The organism is Rhodobacteraceae bacterium S2214, from assembly GCA_025141675.1.
In the GTDB taxonomy this organism is placed as follows: domain Bacteria; phylum Pseudomonadota; class Alphaproteobacteria; order Rhodobacterales; family Rhodobacteraceae; genus Yoonia.
Genome location: CP081161.1, coordinates 360,379 through 375,786 on the forward strand (window position 1 = coordinate 360,379; position 15,408 = coordinate 375,786).

Annotated in this window: 14 protein-coding genes; 10 read left to right on the forward strand and 4 right to left on the reverse strand. The window is 53.5% G+C overall.

Features of this window, described 5'->3' with window-relative positions:
- Nucleotides 1-55 precede the first annotated feature (55 nt).
- The 7 genes from K3729_01680 (at nt 56) to K3729_01710 (ending at nt 7,390) form a co-directional block, all read left to right on the forward strand.
- Nucleotides 56-508 (forward strand): CopD family protein, encoded by a 453-nt coding sequence (locus K3729_01680; GenBank protein ID UWQ99534.1) that lies wholly within the window; start codon nt 56-58, stop codon nt 506-508.
- 115 nt (nt 509-623) lie between these two features.
- Nucleotides 624-1,895, forward strand: a complete 1,272-nt coding sequence (gene rho, locus K3729_01685) for a transcription termination factor Rho (protein UWQ99535.1) — start codon at nt 624-626, stop codon at nt 1,893-1,895.
- 30 nt (nt 1,896-1,925) lie between these two features.
- The gene (gene mnmE / locus K3729_01690; GenBank protein ID UWR00902.1) at nt 1,926-3,206 is read left to right on the forward strand and encodes a tRNA uridine-5-carboxymethylaminomethyl(34) synthesis GTPase MnmE; all 1,281 of its coding nucleotides are present in this window, start codon (nt 1,926-1,928) and stop codon (nt 3,204-3,206) included.
- 12 nt (nt 3,207-3,218) lie between these two features.
- Nucleotides 3,219-5,084 (forward strand): tRNA uridine-5-carboxymethylaminomethyl(34) synthesis enzyme MnmG, encoded by a 1,866-nt coding sequence (mnmG, locus tag K3729_01695; GenBank protein ID UWQ99536.1) that lies wholly within the window; start codon nt 3,219-3,221, stop codon nt 5,082-5,084.
- A 1-nt stretch (nt 5,085) separates the two neighbouring features.
- Nucleotides 5,086-5,697, forward strand: a complete 612-nt coding sequence (gene rsmG / locus K3729_01700) for a 16S rRNA (guanine(527)-N(7))-methyltransferase RsmG (GenBank protein ID UWQ99537.1) — start codon at nt 5,086-5,088, stop codon at nt 5,695-5,697.
- Nucleotides 5,687-6,502, forward strand: coding sequence for an AAA family ATPase (locus tag K3729_01705; GenBank protein UWQ99538.1), 816 nt, complete (start codon nt 5,687-5,689; stop codon nt 6,500-6,502). Before rsmG ends, K3729_01705 begins: the two co-directional genes overlap by 11 nt.
- Nucleotides 6,503-6,505: 3 nt before the next feature.
- Complete coding sequence (locus K3729_01710; protein UWQ99539.1) at nt 6,506-7,390, forward strand: ParB/RepB/Spo0J family partition protein; 885 nt, start codon at nt 6,506-6,508, stop codon at nt 7,388-7,390.
- Here K3729_01710 and hemW read toward each other — a convergent pair.
- From hemW to rph, 3 genes are read right to left on the reverse strand one after another with little or no spacing between them, the layout of a single operon-like run.
- Nucleotides 7,387-8,544, reverse strand: a complete 1,158-nt coding sequence (gene hemW / locus K3729_01715) for a radical SAM family heme chaperone HemW (protein ID UWQ99540.1) — start codon at nt 8,542-8,544, stop codon at nt 7,387-7,389. The two genes, K3729_01710 and hemW, sit on opposite strands and share 4 nt — an antisense overlap.
- Nucleotides 8,537-9,145, reverse strand: coding sequence for an RdgB/HAM1 family non-canonical purine NTP pyrophosphatase (gene rdgB, locus K3729_01720; GenBank protein ID UWQ99541.1), 609 nt, complete (start codon nt 9,143-9,145; stop codon nt 8,537-8,539). The genes hemW and rdgB overlap by 8 nt, the downstream gene beginning before the upstream one ends.
- 1 nt (nt 9,146) lies before the next feature.
- Nucleotides 9,147-9,854 (reverse strand): ribonuclease PH, encoded by a 708-nt coding sequence (gene rph, locus K3729_01725; protein UWQ99542.1) that lies wholly within the window; start codon nt 9,852-9,854, stop codon nt 9,147-9,149.
- A 119-nt stretch (nt 9,855-9,973) separates the two neighbouring features.
- On the opposite strand from rph, the gene hrcA reads away from it, so the two are divergent.
- The 3 genes from hrcA to K3729_01740 are packed head-to-tail and all read left to right on the forward strand — an operon-like array spanning nt 9,974 to nt 12,708.
- The gene (gene hrcA, locus K3729_01730) at nt 9,974-11,038 is read left to right on the forward strand and encodes a heat-inducible transcriptional repressor HrcA (protein UWQ99543.1); all 1,065 of its coding nucleotides are present in this window, start codon (nt 9,974-9,976) and stop codon (nt 11,036-11,038) included.
- A 12-nt stretch (nt 11,039-11,050) separates the two neighbouring features.
- The gene (locus tag K3729_01735) at nt 11,051-11,602 is read left to right on the forward strand and encodes a nucleotide exchange factor GrpE (protein UWQ99544.1); all 552 of its coding nucleotides are present in this window, start codon (nt 11,051-11,053) and stop codon (nt 11,600-11,602) included.
- 38 nt (nt 11,603-11,640) lie between these two features.
- The gene (locus K3729_01740; protein UWQ99545.1) at nt 11,641-12,708 is read left to right on the forward strand and encodes a TPM domain-containing protein; all 1,068 of its coding nucleotides are present in this window, start codon (nt 11,641-11,643) and stop codon (nt 12,706-12,708) included.
- A gap of 3 nt (nt 12,709-12,711) precedes the next feature.
- Here the strand turns inward: K3729_01740 and mutS are convergent, their stop codons facing one another.
- Nucleotides 12,712-15,321, reverse strand: a complete 2,610-nt coding sequence (gene mutS, locus K3729_01745) for a DNA mismatch repair protein MutS (GenBank protein ID UWR00903.1) — start codon at nt 15,319-15,321, stop codon at nt 12,712-12,714.
- Nucleotides 15,322-15,408 lie beyond the last annotated feature (87 nt).

Here is a 15,408-nt window from a genome sequence, read left to right on the forward strand (position 1 = left end):
TCATCTTTCTAATACTTAATATATATTTAAGAGTAGAAAGAATAAGGACAGCGCTATGATCGACCTGCTCAGCTATCTCTATCCATGGATCAAAATGCTACACATCGCAGCCGTGATCAGCTGGATGGCAGCGCTATTCTATTTGCCTAGATTATTGGTGCATCATGTCGAACGGACAACACCTGGTTCAGGGTCAGAGATGGATCAGACGTTCCAGATGATGGAAGAAAAACTGCACCGTGTGATCATGAACCCTGCGATGATGGTGGCGTGGGTGTGCGGATTGATCATGATCGGGCTAGGGATGCTGGATTTAGGGGCCGTATGGGGCTGGGCCAAGCTGTTGGGTGTCATCGCTATGACGGTGTTCCACGTGTGGCTGGGGAAACAACGCAAAGCGGTGGCAGTCGGGCAGGCGAAAACGGGTCGTCAGTACCGAATGGCGAACGAAATTCCGACGGTTTTGATGCTTGTCATTCTCGTTGCTGTTGTCGTCCGTCCGTTTTGATTGACTCAGCAAGCTGAAAAACCTACACAGCAAGCGCACCCCGTTCGGGGACCGCATTTTCCAGATTTGTTTTGAAAGTCGCGCAACCCACGGGCCTGCGCGTGGATAACTGCATATGACCCACCGTCTGAACCTTGCCGACCTGAAAGCGCAAAGCCCGAAGGACCTGCTGTCTCTCGCTGAAGAGCTCGAGATCGAAAACGCGTCCACAATGCGCAAAGGCGATATGATGTTCGCCATTCTGCGCGAACGTGCAGACGAAGAATGGGTGATCGGCGGCGACGGCGTGCTGGAAGTGCTGCAAGACGGCTTCGGTTTCCTGCGTTCCCCGGAAGCGAACTACCTACCAGGTCCCGACGATATTTACGTGTCGCCTGAAATGATCCGGATCCACTCCTTGCGGACTGGGGATACGGTTCAAGGGGTCATTAAAGAACCACTTGAAAATGAACGCTATTTTGCGCTGATCTCGGTTGAATCTATCAACTTTGAAGAACCGGAAAAAGCAAAACACAAAGTGGCTTTCGACAACCTGACACCGCTCTACCCAGACGAGCGGCTGAACATGGAAGTCAAATCAGAGAACAATACAAAAGATCGCTCCGCGCGGATCATCGACCTCGTGTCACCAATCGGTAAAGGGCAGCGGTCCTTGATCGTGGCACCACCGCGGACAGGTAAAACGGTTCTGCTGCAAAACATCGCGAACAGCATCGAAAAGAACCACCCTGAATGCTACCTAATCGTTCTGTTGATCGACGAACGGCCGGAAGAAGTTACAGACATGCAGCGGTCCGTGAAGGGCGAGGTTGTGTCTTCTACGTTCGACGAACCAGCGACACGTCACGTGGCTGTGTCCGAAATGGTGATCGAAAAAGCGAAACGTCTCGTCGAACATAAACGCGACGTTGTCATCCTGCTCGATTCCATCACGCGTTTGGGCCGTGCATTCAACACGACAGTGCCGTCATCCGGTAAAGTTCTAACCGGTGGTGTGGACGCCAACGCCTTGCAACGTCCAAAACGTTTCTTTGGTGCTGCGCGGAACATCGAAGAAGGCGGGTCTTTGACTATCATCGCGACAGCGCTGATCGACACAGGCAGCCGGATGGACGAAGTCATTTTTGAAGAATTCAAAGGGACCGGTAACTCTGAAATCGTGCTGGATCGTAAGGTTGCAGATAAACGTGTCTTCCCAGCGATGGACATTCTCAAGTCCGGTACACGGAAAGAAGAACTGTTGGTCGACAAAATCGATCTTCAGAAAACATATGTGCTGCGCCGTATCCTGAACCCAATGGGGACCACGGATGCGATCGAATTCCTGATCGGGAAATTGAAGCAGACAAAGACAAACGAAGACTTCTTCGACTCAATGAACACATAAATTATTATTCCTAAACAATGGGTTAGGATGATGGATACGATTTTTGCCTTGGCGACAGCACAGGGACGGGCAGGCGTTGCAGTTGTGCGCTTGTCTGGCCCCGACGCGGTGACTGCAGCGCAAGATATCATGTCAAATGCGCCAGCAGATCGCGGTGTGCGGCGCATTATCGGCGCAGATGGTGTCTTGCTTGATGAGGCTTTGGTTCTGCGGTTTCCATCTGGGCAAAGCTTTACCGGTGAAGAGGTTGTCGAACTTCAATTGCACGGAAGCCCGGCTGTTGTGGCAGCGGTGCTACGTGTTCTCGGCGATCATCCGTTGCTGCGCCAAGCAGAAGCAGGTGAATTCACCAAAAGAGCGCTCGAAAACGGGCGGCTTGATCTGGCACAGGTGGAAGGCCTCGCCGATCTGATCGACGCTGAAACCGAAGGACAGCGAAAACAAGCGCTTCGTGTTTTTTCGGGCGAACTTGGGCAGCGGGCAGAAGATTGGCGGCGCAAACTCATTAGGGCGACAGCCTTGCTGGAAGCAACCATCGACTTCGCAGATGAAGAGGTACCAGTCGACACGCGGCCCGAAGTGAAAGAACTGATTCTTGATGTACGGGAAAGCCTTGTTCGCGAACATGACGGCGTGCAGATTGCCGAACGCGTTCGTGACGGTTTCGAAGTTGCAATTGTCGGCGCGCCGAATGTTGGCAAATCGACATTGCTCAACAGGATTGCAGGGCGCGATGCGGCGATCACATCTGATATTGCGGGTACAACACGCGATGTGATCGAGGTGCGTTTCGACTTAGACGGTCTACCTGTCACGTTCCTGGACACTGCAGGATTGCGCGAAAGCGAAGATCAGATCGAAATGATGGGTGTCGCGCGTGCGAAAGACAGGGCAGCCGCAGCCGACCTTCGCGTGTACATGTTGCTTGATGGCGAAACTGCTCAACTAGATATGGTAGATGGTGATATTACCGTGCGCGCCAAAGGAGATGTTGAATCTTCCGGCGATTTTGCCATTTCCGGTAAAACAGGTACAGGTGTTGACGAACTGATCAATCGTATCGGAACAGAGTTAAAGCAACGTGTTGCTTCTGTTGGGGTTGCGATGCGCGAACGTCATCGGATTGCCCTGAAACAGGGGATCGAAGGTCTTGATGTGGCAATCGGTTCCATTGATGATCCCATGGGAATGAGCGATCTCATCGCCGAAGATCTACGCACGGCAATTCGGGCTGTCGATTCGCTTGTTGGTCGTGTAGATGTTGAACACGTCTTGGACGAAATCTTCATGAGTTTTTGCATCGGCAAATAAGGAGTGTTTCACGTGAAACATTACGACGTCATTGTTGTTGGCGGCGGGCACGCCGGAACTGAAGCTGCGCATGCGGCAGCCAGAATGGGTGTTGAAACCGCACTGGTGACACTTCGTGTGGATACCATTGGCGTTATGTCTTGTAATCCGGCCATCGGCGGACTGGGAAAAGGACATCTCGTTCGTGAAATTGACGCGCTTGATGGTGTTATGGGCACAGTCGCAGATCTGGCAGGTATCCAGTTCAGGCTTCTGAATCGCACAAAAGGTCCAGCTGTTCAGGGCCCGCGCGCGCAATCTGATCGCACAATCTATCGTCGCGAAATGCAACGTCTTACTAGCGAACAACAATATCTTGATGTCATTGAAGGCGAAGTCGCTGATTTTATCATGAAAGATGGGAAGGTCGCCGGCATCACGCTCCCTGATGGGAGCGAAATTCATGCGCAAGCGGTCATTTTGACAACGGGTACATTCCTTCGCGGGGTCATTCACGTAGGTGATGTCGCAAAACCTGGTGGTCGTATGGGTGAACAGCCTTCAATTAAATTGGCTGAACGCATCGATTCCTTCGATCTTCCACTTGGACGGCTCAAGACTGGTACGCCGCCACGCTTAGATGGGCGCACGATCGCATGGGATAAGCTTGAGATGCAGGCGGGTGATGACGCGCCAACGATGTTCTCTTTCATGTCAAAGGCGCCAACAGCCCAGCAGATTTCGTGTGGTATTACCCACACAAACGAAGCAACGCATGATATCATTCGCGAGAATCTGAAGCGCTCGGCGATGTATGGTGGGCACATCGATGGCATTGGGCCACGGTATTGCCCGTCAATCGAAGACAAAGTTGTTCGGTTTGCGGATAAGACATCACATCAGATTTTCTTGGAACCTGAAGGGGTTACCGATCATACGGTCTATCCGAATGGCATCTCAACATCGTTGCCGGTGGATGTTCAAGATGACTACGTTCATTCGATCTACGGACTGGAAGACGCCAAAATCTTGCAGCCGGGATACGCCATTGAATACGATTACGTAGATCCGCGTGCGTTGAGCCTTACGCTGGAATTGAAAGACGTGCCGGGATTATATCTTGCTGGTCAAATCAACGGGACAACTGGATACGAAGAAGCAGCAGCGCAAGGATTGGTTGCTGGTTTGAATGCGGCGCGACGAATCAAAGGTCAAGAAGCGCTGCACTTTAGCCGGCGTTCTTCCTACATCGGAGTTATGATTGACGACCTCACGACCAGAGGCGTCAGCGAACCATATCGCATGTTTACCTCTCGGGCTGAATTCCGGTTGTCGTTGCGTGCTGATAACGCCGACCAGAGATTGACGGGTTTAGGTCGTGAGGTTGGTTGTGTTTCAGATGTTCGGTGGCGGGCGTTTTCTGAAAAGATGACGGCGATTGATGCAACGAAGGCGTCTTTGGCTGATATTTCATTGTCTGCGCGAGAAATAGCGGGGCAGGGCGTGAAATTGAACGCCGACGGTCCGCGTCGTTCTGCATTGGACGCACTGGCTCTGATCGACTTTGATTTCTCTCATATCAAACAGTTGTCGGATGCGCCTTTGACAGATGATCCTGTAATCCAGCAGCAGGTGAAGTGCGATGCGCTTTATGCAAATTATATTGCGCGGCAGGAAAAGGATATTGCTGCAATGGAACGGGACGAAGCGCAGATCATTCCGACAGACCTCGATTATGGGTCAATCAATGGGCTATCTAATGAAATGGTCGCAAAACTGACAAGGGCGCGACCTGAAACCATCGCAAAGGCAGGTAGAGTTGATGGCGTTACCCCAGCAGCGCTAATGTTAATTCTTAGCCGTTTGCGGAAGTCTTCAGTTAAAAAGACCGGTAGCTAATATGATTGAAGAAATTGGCGTCAGTGTTTCACGTGAAACAATCCAACATCTCGAGGCATTTGGTGAGCTGACTGCAAAATGGACAGCCAAGATCAATTTGATCGCAAAATCGACAGTCCCAGATATTTGGAACCGACATATCATCGATTCCGCACAAGTGTTCCAATATGCGGATAGCCCGAAGCATTGGGTAGATATCGGCAGTGGCGGTGGTTTTCCTGGGATCGTTATGGCGATTATTGCAAAAGAACTGTCGCCAGATACAAAGTTTACACTGATCGAAAGCGATGCGCGTAAGTGCACATTTCTGAGAACCGCAATTCGCGAACTCGGATTGAATGCCTATGTAATACCACAACGTATAGAAAAAGCGGCTCCACAAGACGCAGATATAGTAAGTGCGCGTGCCTTGGCAAGTATCGAAGACTTGCTGCCGATGATCGAAATACATCTGCGTCCAGCGGGGCAGGCGCTTTTGATGAAGGGTCGGACATACGCTGAAGAATTGAATGCCGTTCGCGGCAATTGGGACTTTGAATTGGCTGAATACACCAGTATCACCGAACCAGACTCACGCATTCTCTCACTGAAAAGGATCGCCCGTGCCGCATAATCGCCGCAGTACCGGACCTAAAATTATCGCTGTTGCGAACCAGAAGGGCGGCGTTGGTAAGACGACAACGACGATCAACCTTGGAGCGGCGTTGGCCGAAGCTGGCCGTCACGTGTTGTTGGTTGACCTTGACCCGCAGGGGAACGCGTCAACTGGTCTTGGTGTTGAACAGGACGACCGTGATATCACAACTTACGATCTGCTCGCTGGCGAAGCGACGCTTGAAGAGGCTATTCAGGCGACGGATATCCAAAATCTTGCGATCATTCCGGCGACAACTGACTTAAGTTCTGCCGATATCGAACTGATCTCAAATGAAAAACGCAGCTTCTTGCTGCATGATGCTTTGCGCCAGATTGATATCGACCGCTTTGGTTTCGACTATGTGTTGATCGATTGCCCACCGTCGTTGAATATTCTGACGGTGAACGCGATGGTCGCTGCCGACTCTGTTGTTGTCCCCCTGCAAAGTGAGTTTTTCGCGTTGGAAGGTTTGTCGCAGCTTATGCTGACAATCCGCGATGTACGTCAAACCGCGAACCCGAATTTGCGGATCGAAGGCGTTGCTCTCACCATGTACGACAGCCGCAACAACCTATCGCAACAGGTTGAAATGGACGCGCGCGACAATCTGGGTGATCTAGTGTTCCAGACCGTAATCCCGCGGAACGTCCGGTTAAGCGAAGCACCATCTTTTGCCCTGCCAGTTCTGCAATACGACGCGCAATCCAAGGGCAGTCAAGCGTATCGCGCGCTTGCAAAAGAAATCATCGGGCGTGAACAGCCCGCTAAGCAAAGGGCCTAAACCATGTCGAACAAACCGAACAAAAACCGTGGTCTGGGGCGTGGCTTGTCTGCATTGATGGCGGATGTCGGACCTGAACAGACAGCAGCACCGCGTAAAGCTGAAACGCATTTGCCGGTCGAGCGGGTACACCCAAATCCGGACCAGCCGCGTCGTGCTTTTAACGAAGATGCATTGGCTGAACTGGCGTCTTCGATCAAAGAAAAAGGCATCATTCAGCCTTTGATCGTCCGTGCAATCGCAGATCGGCCTGACCATTTTGAAATCGTTGCGGGTGAACGCCGTTGGCGTGCGTCGCAAATCGCCCAGCTGCATGAAGTGCCGGTGATCGTCCGTGAATTTGACGACACTGAAGTTCTTGAAATCGCGATCATCGAGAACATTCAGCGTGCAGATCTGAACCCTGTCGACGAAGCCGCAGGTTATCGTCAGTTGATGGATCGTTTTGGGCATACCCAAGACCAGATGTCGCAAGCGCTTGGCAAAAGCCGCAGCCACATCGCGAATCTTTTGCGCCTACTGAACCTGCCGGATGACGTCCAACGGATGTTGGTTGAAGGTCAGCTATCCGCAGGTCACGCGCGTGCTCTTGTTGGTCATCCATTTGCCAGCGCTCTGGCGCGGCAGATTGTCGAGAATGGATTGTCAGTTCGCGACGCCGAACGTCTTGCCAAAAAAGACCCGAACGCGGGCGACCAGACACCAAAAGCGAAAAAGCCTGCCGGTAAAAAGGACGCCGATACGCTCCAGATCGAGGCAGAGCTTGCTGCCAATCTTGGCATGAAAGTCAGCATTGATCATTCCGGTGATGGTGAGGGTGGCAAGATGGTTTTGAACTACAAAAGCCTTGATCAACTTGACGACTTGCTGCGCGCTTTGGGCGGTTAATCCCGTAACAGTTCGCTCAACACAGCATTCAATAATGGGCGGCCTTTTGCAGTAACGCGCAATTGGCCGTCTTTCGTTTCGACCATGCCCATGTCGCGCAAACCTGCGATGTTTGCGTCATATGTGCCGCGGGACAACGCTTGCAGACGCGCCAATGATACGCCTTCTGTGACGCGCAACCCCATCAGTAGAAATTCGCTGGTTTGGTCGGGCAGGGATAAAGCGGTGCGATCACTTTCGCCGCTGCCGCCTTTGCGTACTGCTTTCAACCAATCGAACGGACCAAGCGGTGCTTCGGTCGCATAACGCTGCCCATCGATCGTCACGCGGCCATGCGCACCAGGTCCGATTCCGACGTAATCGCCATAATGCCAGTACAATAGATTGTGTCTGCTTTCTTGACCCGGTTTAGCGTGGTTAGACACTTCGTAGGTATGATATCCGGCATCGACCGTGATCGCTTGCGTGACTTCGTACATCTCTGTTGCACGATCTTCGTCCGGCAAACCGCGTAGCTTTCCTGCCGCGTAGCGATCCCCAAACGCAGTGCCATCTTCGATCGTCAGTTGGTACAAAGAAAGATGGTCTATTGCGAGGTTTAGTGCCTGTTTCAGCTCAGCTTCCCACGCGCTAACAGTTTGATCCTGACGCGCATAAATCAGATCAAAACTCACCCGATCAAATACACCACGTGCGACATCAAATGCTGCCATTGCTTCGGATGCAGAATGCAAACGTCCCAGCGCTTTCAAATCCGGATCGTTCAACGCCTGCACGCCCATCGACACACGGTTCACACCAGCATCGCGATATCCCCGAAACCGACCCGCTTCGACAGATGTTGGATTTGCCTCAAGGGTGATCTCAATATCGTTCGCAGCAGGCCACGCCGCGCGAACCTCTCGCAAGATCGCATCAACCAGATCAGGGTCCATCATGCTGGGCGTGCCGCCACCAAAGAACACGGATCGCAAAACGCGTCCTTCGGTTTCGGCAGCGGTCCGGCGGATTTCGCTGATATACGCGTCGCGCCAAACCGTTTGATCAATCTCGCGGACCACGTGACTGTTAAAGTCGCAGTAGGGGCATTTTGCCTGACAAAACGGCCAATGGATATAAAGGCCGAAGCCCCCGTTTTCCCAATCGTTATTCAAAGCAACCAGACACTAACTTGGCAAACGCATCAGCGCGGTGGCTGATTTTGTTCTTTTCCCAACGATCCATTTCGCCAAACGTGATGTCATATCCGTCTGGTTGGAACACGGGATCGTATCCGTGGCCTTCACTACCGCGCATCGGCCAAACCAGCTGACCGGGCATGATACCGGGAAACACCTCATCGTGGCCATCCGGCCATGCAAGGACGAGTGTGCAGTTGAACTGCGCTTTACGTGAAACGTCCGCGCCTTTGGCTGCCAACGCATCTTCGACCTTTTTCATAGCCATCGGGAAATCACGGCCATTCGGCGTTTCCGCCCAATCCGCTGTGTAAATCCCTGGTGCGCCATCTAACGCATCAACGGACAAACCACTGTCATCTGCCAATGCAGGCAAGCCTGTCGCCTTGGCCGCTGCATGTGCTTTGATCCGTGCATTGTCGATAAATGTCTGACCGTCCTCCACAGGTTCCGGAAGGTCATGATCGTCGTTGGATGAAATTTTTACACCATAGGGCGCAAGCAACGCTGAAATCTCTTCCAACTTGCCTTTGTTGTGTGTCGCCACAACCAGCTGATCACCCGTGAACTTCCGCATCTTAGGATACCGCTGCCAGCTGAACTGCTTTCAGTTCGGACACGCCCTTTTCAGCGAGGTCCAGCAAGCCGTTCATTTGTGCCCGGGTAAAAGTCGATCCTTCAGCGGACATCTGTACTTCGATCAACTTGTCACCCGTCATGATGAAATTGCCATCAACGCCAGCTTCTGAATCCTCGGGATAATCCAGATCAAGCACTTCTTGGCCCGCGTAAATCCCGCATGAAATTGCGGCTACAGGTTCAACCAGCGGATCGGACGTAATCATGCCCGCTTTCATCAATTGGTTCACCGCCAGTTTCAGCGCAACCCAACCACCGGTGATCGCGGCACACCGTGTGCCGCCGTCGGCTTGGATCACATCGCAGTCAATCTGAATTTGACGTTCACCCAAAGCCACGCGATCAACACCAGCCCGCAGGGACCGCCCGATCAAGCGTTGAATTTCTTGGGTCCGGCCAGATTGACCATTCTTCGCTTCACGGCGCATCCGCGTATGCGTCGCCCGCGGCAGCATTCCGTATTCCGCCGTCACCCAACCCAGACCGGAATTGCGCATGAAAGGGGGCACTTTTTCGTCAACCGTCGCAGTGCACAACACATGGGTGTTGCCCATCTTGATCAAACAGGATCCTTCGGCGTGGATCGTGACACCAGTCTCGATGGAAACTTCGCGCATTTCATTCGTCTGACGGCCTGATGGACGCATGGGGGAACTCCTGTCATTGGTTGCATACCTGCGATACGCGCCCCACATGAAAATTCCAAGCCTGATTGACGCCAGCAACCACTTGGTCTTAATTGCACTGCTCCTTTTGAAGAAGTCTGATGTCCGACAAGAAGCCACAAATCGAAGATATGACCGATCGGTCCCGTGAAGTATTTCAGCGGGTCGTCGAAGGCTATCTTGAAACTGGCGCACCTGTTGGGTCGCGGACTTTGACGCGGACATTGTCGGAAAGCGTATCCGCCGCGACTGTTCGTAACGTGATGCAGGACCTCGAATATCTGGGTCTTGTCGGGTCGCCCCATGTCAGCGCAGGTCGTGTGCCAACGCAGCTAGGTCTACGGATGTTTGTCGATGGTATTCTTGAAATGGGCGATCTTGGTGCAGAAGACCGCCAGCGGATCGACCAGACCATGGGCGAGAAAGACAGCGACGTAACTGCGTTGTTGGATCGTGTCGGATCTGCTTTGTCCGGCGTGACACATGGGGCCAGCCTTGTCCTGACGCCAAAGCACGAAGCGCCGATCAAACATATCGATTTTGTGTCGCTGTCGCGCGAACGTGCACTCGTGGTTCTCGTGTTCGCTGACGGCCACGTCGAAAACCGCCTGTTCACACCGCCAGCCGGACAAACGCCATCGTCCATGCGCGAAGCTGCCAATTTCCTGAACGCAATTGCCGAAGGTCATACGCTGTCCGAACTCGATGGCATCATCACGCGTGAAATCGCAGCACGGCGTCAGGAAATTGACACGCTTGCCGCGGAACTCGTCGAAACGGGCGCGGCGATTTGGGAAAACAAAGGCGAAACAACCGAACGGCTAATCGTGCGGGGCAGGGGAAATCTGTTAACGGATAACGAATCCGAGGCCGATCTCGACCGCATTCGCACCCTGTTTGATGACCTAGAGGCAAAGCGCGACATCGCCCAATTCTTGGAACTGGCAGACGATGCCGATGGCGTTCGCATTTTTATTGGGTCAGAGAACAAATTGTTCTCACTTTCGGGTTCCTCTTTGGTGGTTTCTCCTTATATGAACGCCGATCAGAAGATTATTGGCGCCGTTGGCGTCATTGGGCCGACTCGCCTTAATTATGGGCGGATTGTTCCCATCGTAAATTATACGGCACAGCTGGTGGGCAAAATGATTGCCGACCGGTCCTAGAGGTAGAAAAAGATGGTAGACGAAAACGCAGAACCGATGTCCTTGGATGACCTTGTTGCTGAGGGTGAAGAGCCTGATTTCGATCAAGGCGGCTTTGAAGAAATCGAAGCCATCAAGACAGAGCGTGACGATTTCCGCGACAAATTCATGCGCGCACTGGCCGACGTTGAAAACATCCGCAAGCGGTCTGATCGGGATCGGCGTGAAGCGGAAAACTACGGTGGGTCCAAACTCGCGCGTGACCTGCTGCCAGTCTACGACAACATGCGCCGCGCGTTGAATTCAGCGGAAGAAGCCGAAGGTGACGCAAACGCTGCGTTGTTGGAAGGTGTCGAACTGACAATGCGCGCATTGATCTCGACCTTCAAAAAGCACGGCATTGACCCAATCGTGCCTGAGGTTGGCGACAAATTTGACCCCAAACTGCACGAAGCCATGTTCGAGGCCCCGGTGCCCGGCACCAAAGCAGGGGACATCATCCAAGTCGCCGCCGAAGGTTTCATGTTGCACGACCGTCTTTTGCGCGCAGCCCAAGTTGGGGTTTCCTCAACACCAGCGTCCTAATCGACGCTTTTGCAAATATGATCAGGGCAGGGGCAGTGATGCTCCTGCTTTTTGCGTCTGCGGTGCAGGCGCAAACAACCTACCCCGATTACGAAGACCTTTACGTCAATGACTACGCGGGCTTGATTCCCAATTCGTGGGAAGCGCGGCTGCGGTATCGGCTTGAAGAACTGAATGATGCGCGGGGCATCGAATTCACCATTTTGACTATCAATCGCATGTCTGATTACGGGCACAGCGGCGCGATTGAACCTTTCGCCACTGACCTGTTCAATGAATGGGGAATCGGTAATGCGGACACGAACGACGGTATCCTTCTTCTCGTTTCACGTCGGGATCGCAAACTGCGGATCGAACTCGGCGCCGGTTATGGTACCGAATACAATGCGGAAATGAAGCGGATCATCGACACGACTATCACGCCCGCCTTTCGAGAAGATGCATATTACACCGGAATCGACGAAGGCATGATCAAGATCATCCAAGCCGTCACAGGTCGATATCCTGGTGAATATGACGCGAACCTTCTGACACGAATGTTAAACGCAACAGGCCGATTTGTTGCGATGGCGTTCTGGTGGATCTTGGGAATCGGCACGCCGTTCGGGCTCTATTTCGGCACCAAAGCGTACCGTCACCACAAACGGACAAAACCGCGCATTTGTCGGAATGACGGGTCAAAGATGTACTGGCTGACCGAAGAGGAAGAAGACGCATTCCTAAGCCAAGGCCAGATCATCGAAGAACAGATCAAGGCGATGGATCACGACGTCTGGGCCTGCCGCCAATGTGAACATGTGCGGGTCGAAGCCTATCCAGCGCTCTTCAATAGTCACAAAGTTTGCCCAAGTTGCAGCTACAAAACGCAATACATCACCAAAATCACCGACACCTATCCGACGCGAACCAGCCAAGGCCACGGCAGAGCCTATGCGCTTTGCAAAAACTGCGATCATGAAACAGTGACCACATTTGTCATTCCAAAGATCGAAGATCAAAATGTCTCAAGCAACTCCAGCAGTAGCTTTTCATCATCGTCCAGTGGATCATCATCATCCTTCGGCGGTGGCAGCTCCAGCGGCGGCGGCGCAAGCGGTAGCTGGTAACGCTTATCCGTCCGCCAAATCTCGCAATTCGTAGATCAACGCCAACGCCTCGCGCGGCGTTAATTCATCCGGCATGATTGTTTTCAACCGCTCCTCTGCAGCGGATTCTTTCACGACTTCTTTGACAGGCGCGGGCGGTGGCGCGGCAGCAAACAACGGTAGATCGTCGATGATCGCCTTGCGGTTTGACCCGCCTTCGCGTTCGCCTTTTTCCAGCGCTTCCAACACGACTTTTGCGCGTTCAACCACCGCGGGCGGCAGTCCCGCAAGCCGCGCAACCTGCACACCATAACTGCGATCTGCCGTGCCTTTGCGGACTTCGTGCAGGAAGATCACGTCGCCTTCCCACTCCTTTACCGTCACCGTCGCATTGTCGACGCCGTCCAATTTCGCGGAAAGCGCCGACATCTCGTGGTAATGCGTGGCGAACAACGCGCGGCAGCGGTTCACATCGTGCAGGTGTTCTAACGTGGCCCAAGCGATAGACAGGCCGTCATAGGTCGCCGTTCCCCGTCCGATTTCATCCAAAATCACCAAAGCCCGGTCATCCGCTTGGTTCAGGATCGCAGCCGTTTCGACCATTTCGACCATGAATGTTGATCGGCCTTTTGCCAGATCATCCGACGCCCCGACGCGGCTGAAAATCTGGCTAACGATCCCGATATGTGCGGACTTTGCCGGAACAAAACTGCCCATCTGGGCCAGCACCGCGATCAGCGCATTTTGGCGCAGGAACGTCGATTTACCCGCCATGTTCGGACCTGTCAGCAACCAGATCGACTGATCCGACAGATCACAATCATTCGCAATAAACGGCTCGCCCGCTTGGCTCAGCGCAGCTTCCACCACAGGATGCCGCCCGCCTTGCAGATCAAACGCGCGGCTGTCGTCCATCTTTGGCCGCGCCCAGTTTTCCTGTGCAGCCAGATGCGCCAAACCAGCGGTCAAATCGATCTCGGCCAAGGCGCGGGCCAACGCACCCAGTGGGCCAGCCTGTGCCACAATCGCCTGTGTTAGAGACTGATAAAGCCGCTTTTCAATGTCAAGCGCCCGCCCGCCAGCGTTCAAAATTCGCGTCTCGATCTCGGACAGTTCCACGGTTGTGAACCGTACTTGGTTTGCCGTTGTTTGCCTGTGAATGAATGTTTCGTTCAAAGGCGGCGTCATCATCTTTTCAGCGTGGGTCGCCGTTGTTTCAATGAAATAGCCCAGTACGTTGTTATGCTTAATCTTCAATGCCGACACGCCGGACAATTCGATAAATTCTGTTTGCATGGCGGCAATTACAGAGCGACCTTCATCCCGCAGCGTCCGCGCCTCATCCAGATCCGCGTCATAGCCCTGCGCGATAAATCCACCATCGCGCGCTAACAAGGGCGGCTCTGCGATCAGTGCCGCATCAAGCAACGCCAGTAATTCGTCGTGGCCTTGCAACCCCGCAGCAGCACTCACCAAAATGCCAGGTAAATTACCCTGCAACGTAGAAAACAGTGTCTGCGCTTGCCCAATCGTGTTGCGAATGGCGGCCATGTCACGTGGACCACCGCGATCCAGCGCTAACCGTGACAACGCCCGATCCAGATCATGGACGCCTTTCAGATGATCCCGTAGATCACCGGTCAGGCGGCTATCATCTGCCAAAAACGCAACCGCGTCCTGCCGTTCTTGAATGACCGCAAGGTTGCAAGACGGCGACGCCAAACGCCGTTCCAACAACCGTGCGCCACCAGCCGTCATGGTCTTATCAATAGCACCCAGCAACGATCCGGCACGACCGCGGTTCATCCCATGCGTCAATTCCAGCGACCGCCGCGTTGCCGCATCAATCTGCATCGTCGCGCGTTGGCCTTCTGACACAGGCGGGCGCAGCAGGGGCAATTTGCCCTTCTGGGTGATTTCCAGATACTCGACAACCGCCGACATCGCTGCAATCTCGGCGCGCGCAAAGGTGCCGTAAGCGTCGAGCGATCCGATGTTATAAAGGTTCAGCAACCGCTTTTCGCCAGCTGTACTGTCAAAGGCCGCAGCCCCCAGCGTGGTCAAAGCAGCGCCCGCATCAGACACTAATTCGGCGAATTCCGGCTCTGTGCCGTCAACCACGATCACTTCGCGCGGTGTCAGTCGGGCGAGTTCGGGCCCCAACGCAACACGTGGACACGTCATCACGTGAAACGCTCCGGTTGAGATATCGACCCAAGCCAATGCCCCTTCATCACGTACAGTGGCAAACGCCGCCAAAAAATTATGCCGCCGTGCATCCAACAATGAATCCTCGGTCAGCGTACCGGGTGTCACCAGTCGCACAACTTCGCGCTTCACGACCGCCTTATAGCCACGCTTCTTCGCTTCAGCCGGACTTTCCATCTGTTCACAAACAGCAACGCGAAATCCTTTGCGGATCAGCGTTAGAAAATACCCTTCGGCGGCGTGATGCGGGACGCCGCACATCGGAATGTCATTCCCATCATGCTTCCCGCGTTTGGTCAGCGCGATATCCAGCGCCTCTGCCGCATGAACGGCATCGTCAAAGAACATCTCGTAGAAATCACCCATCCGGTAGAACAGCAACGCATCGGGATGCGCCTGCTTAATCTCCAGATATTGCGCCATCATCGGCGTCACTGTGCTTTTCTCGGCAGCCACGACATTTCCCCCACGGTCATCGGGGCGACACTACCGACGCAATGTTAGCGACGAAAC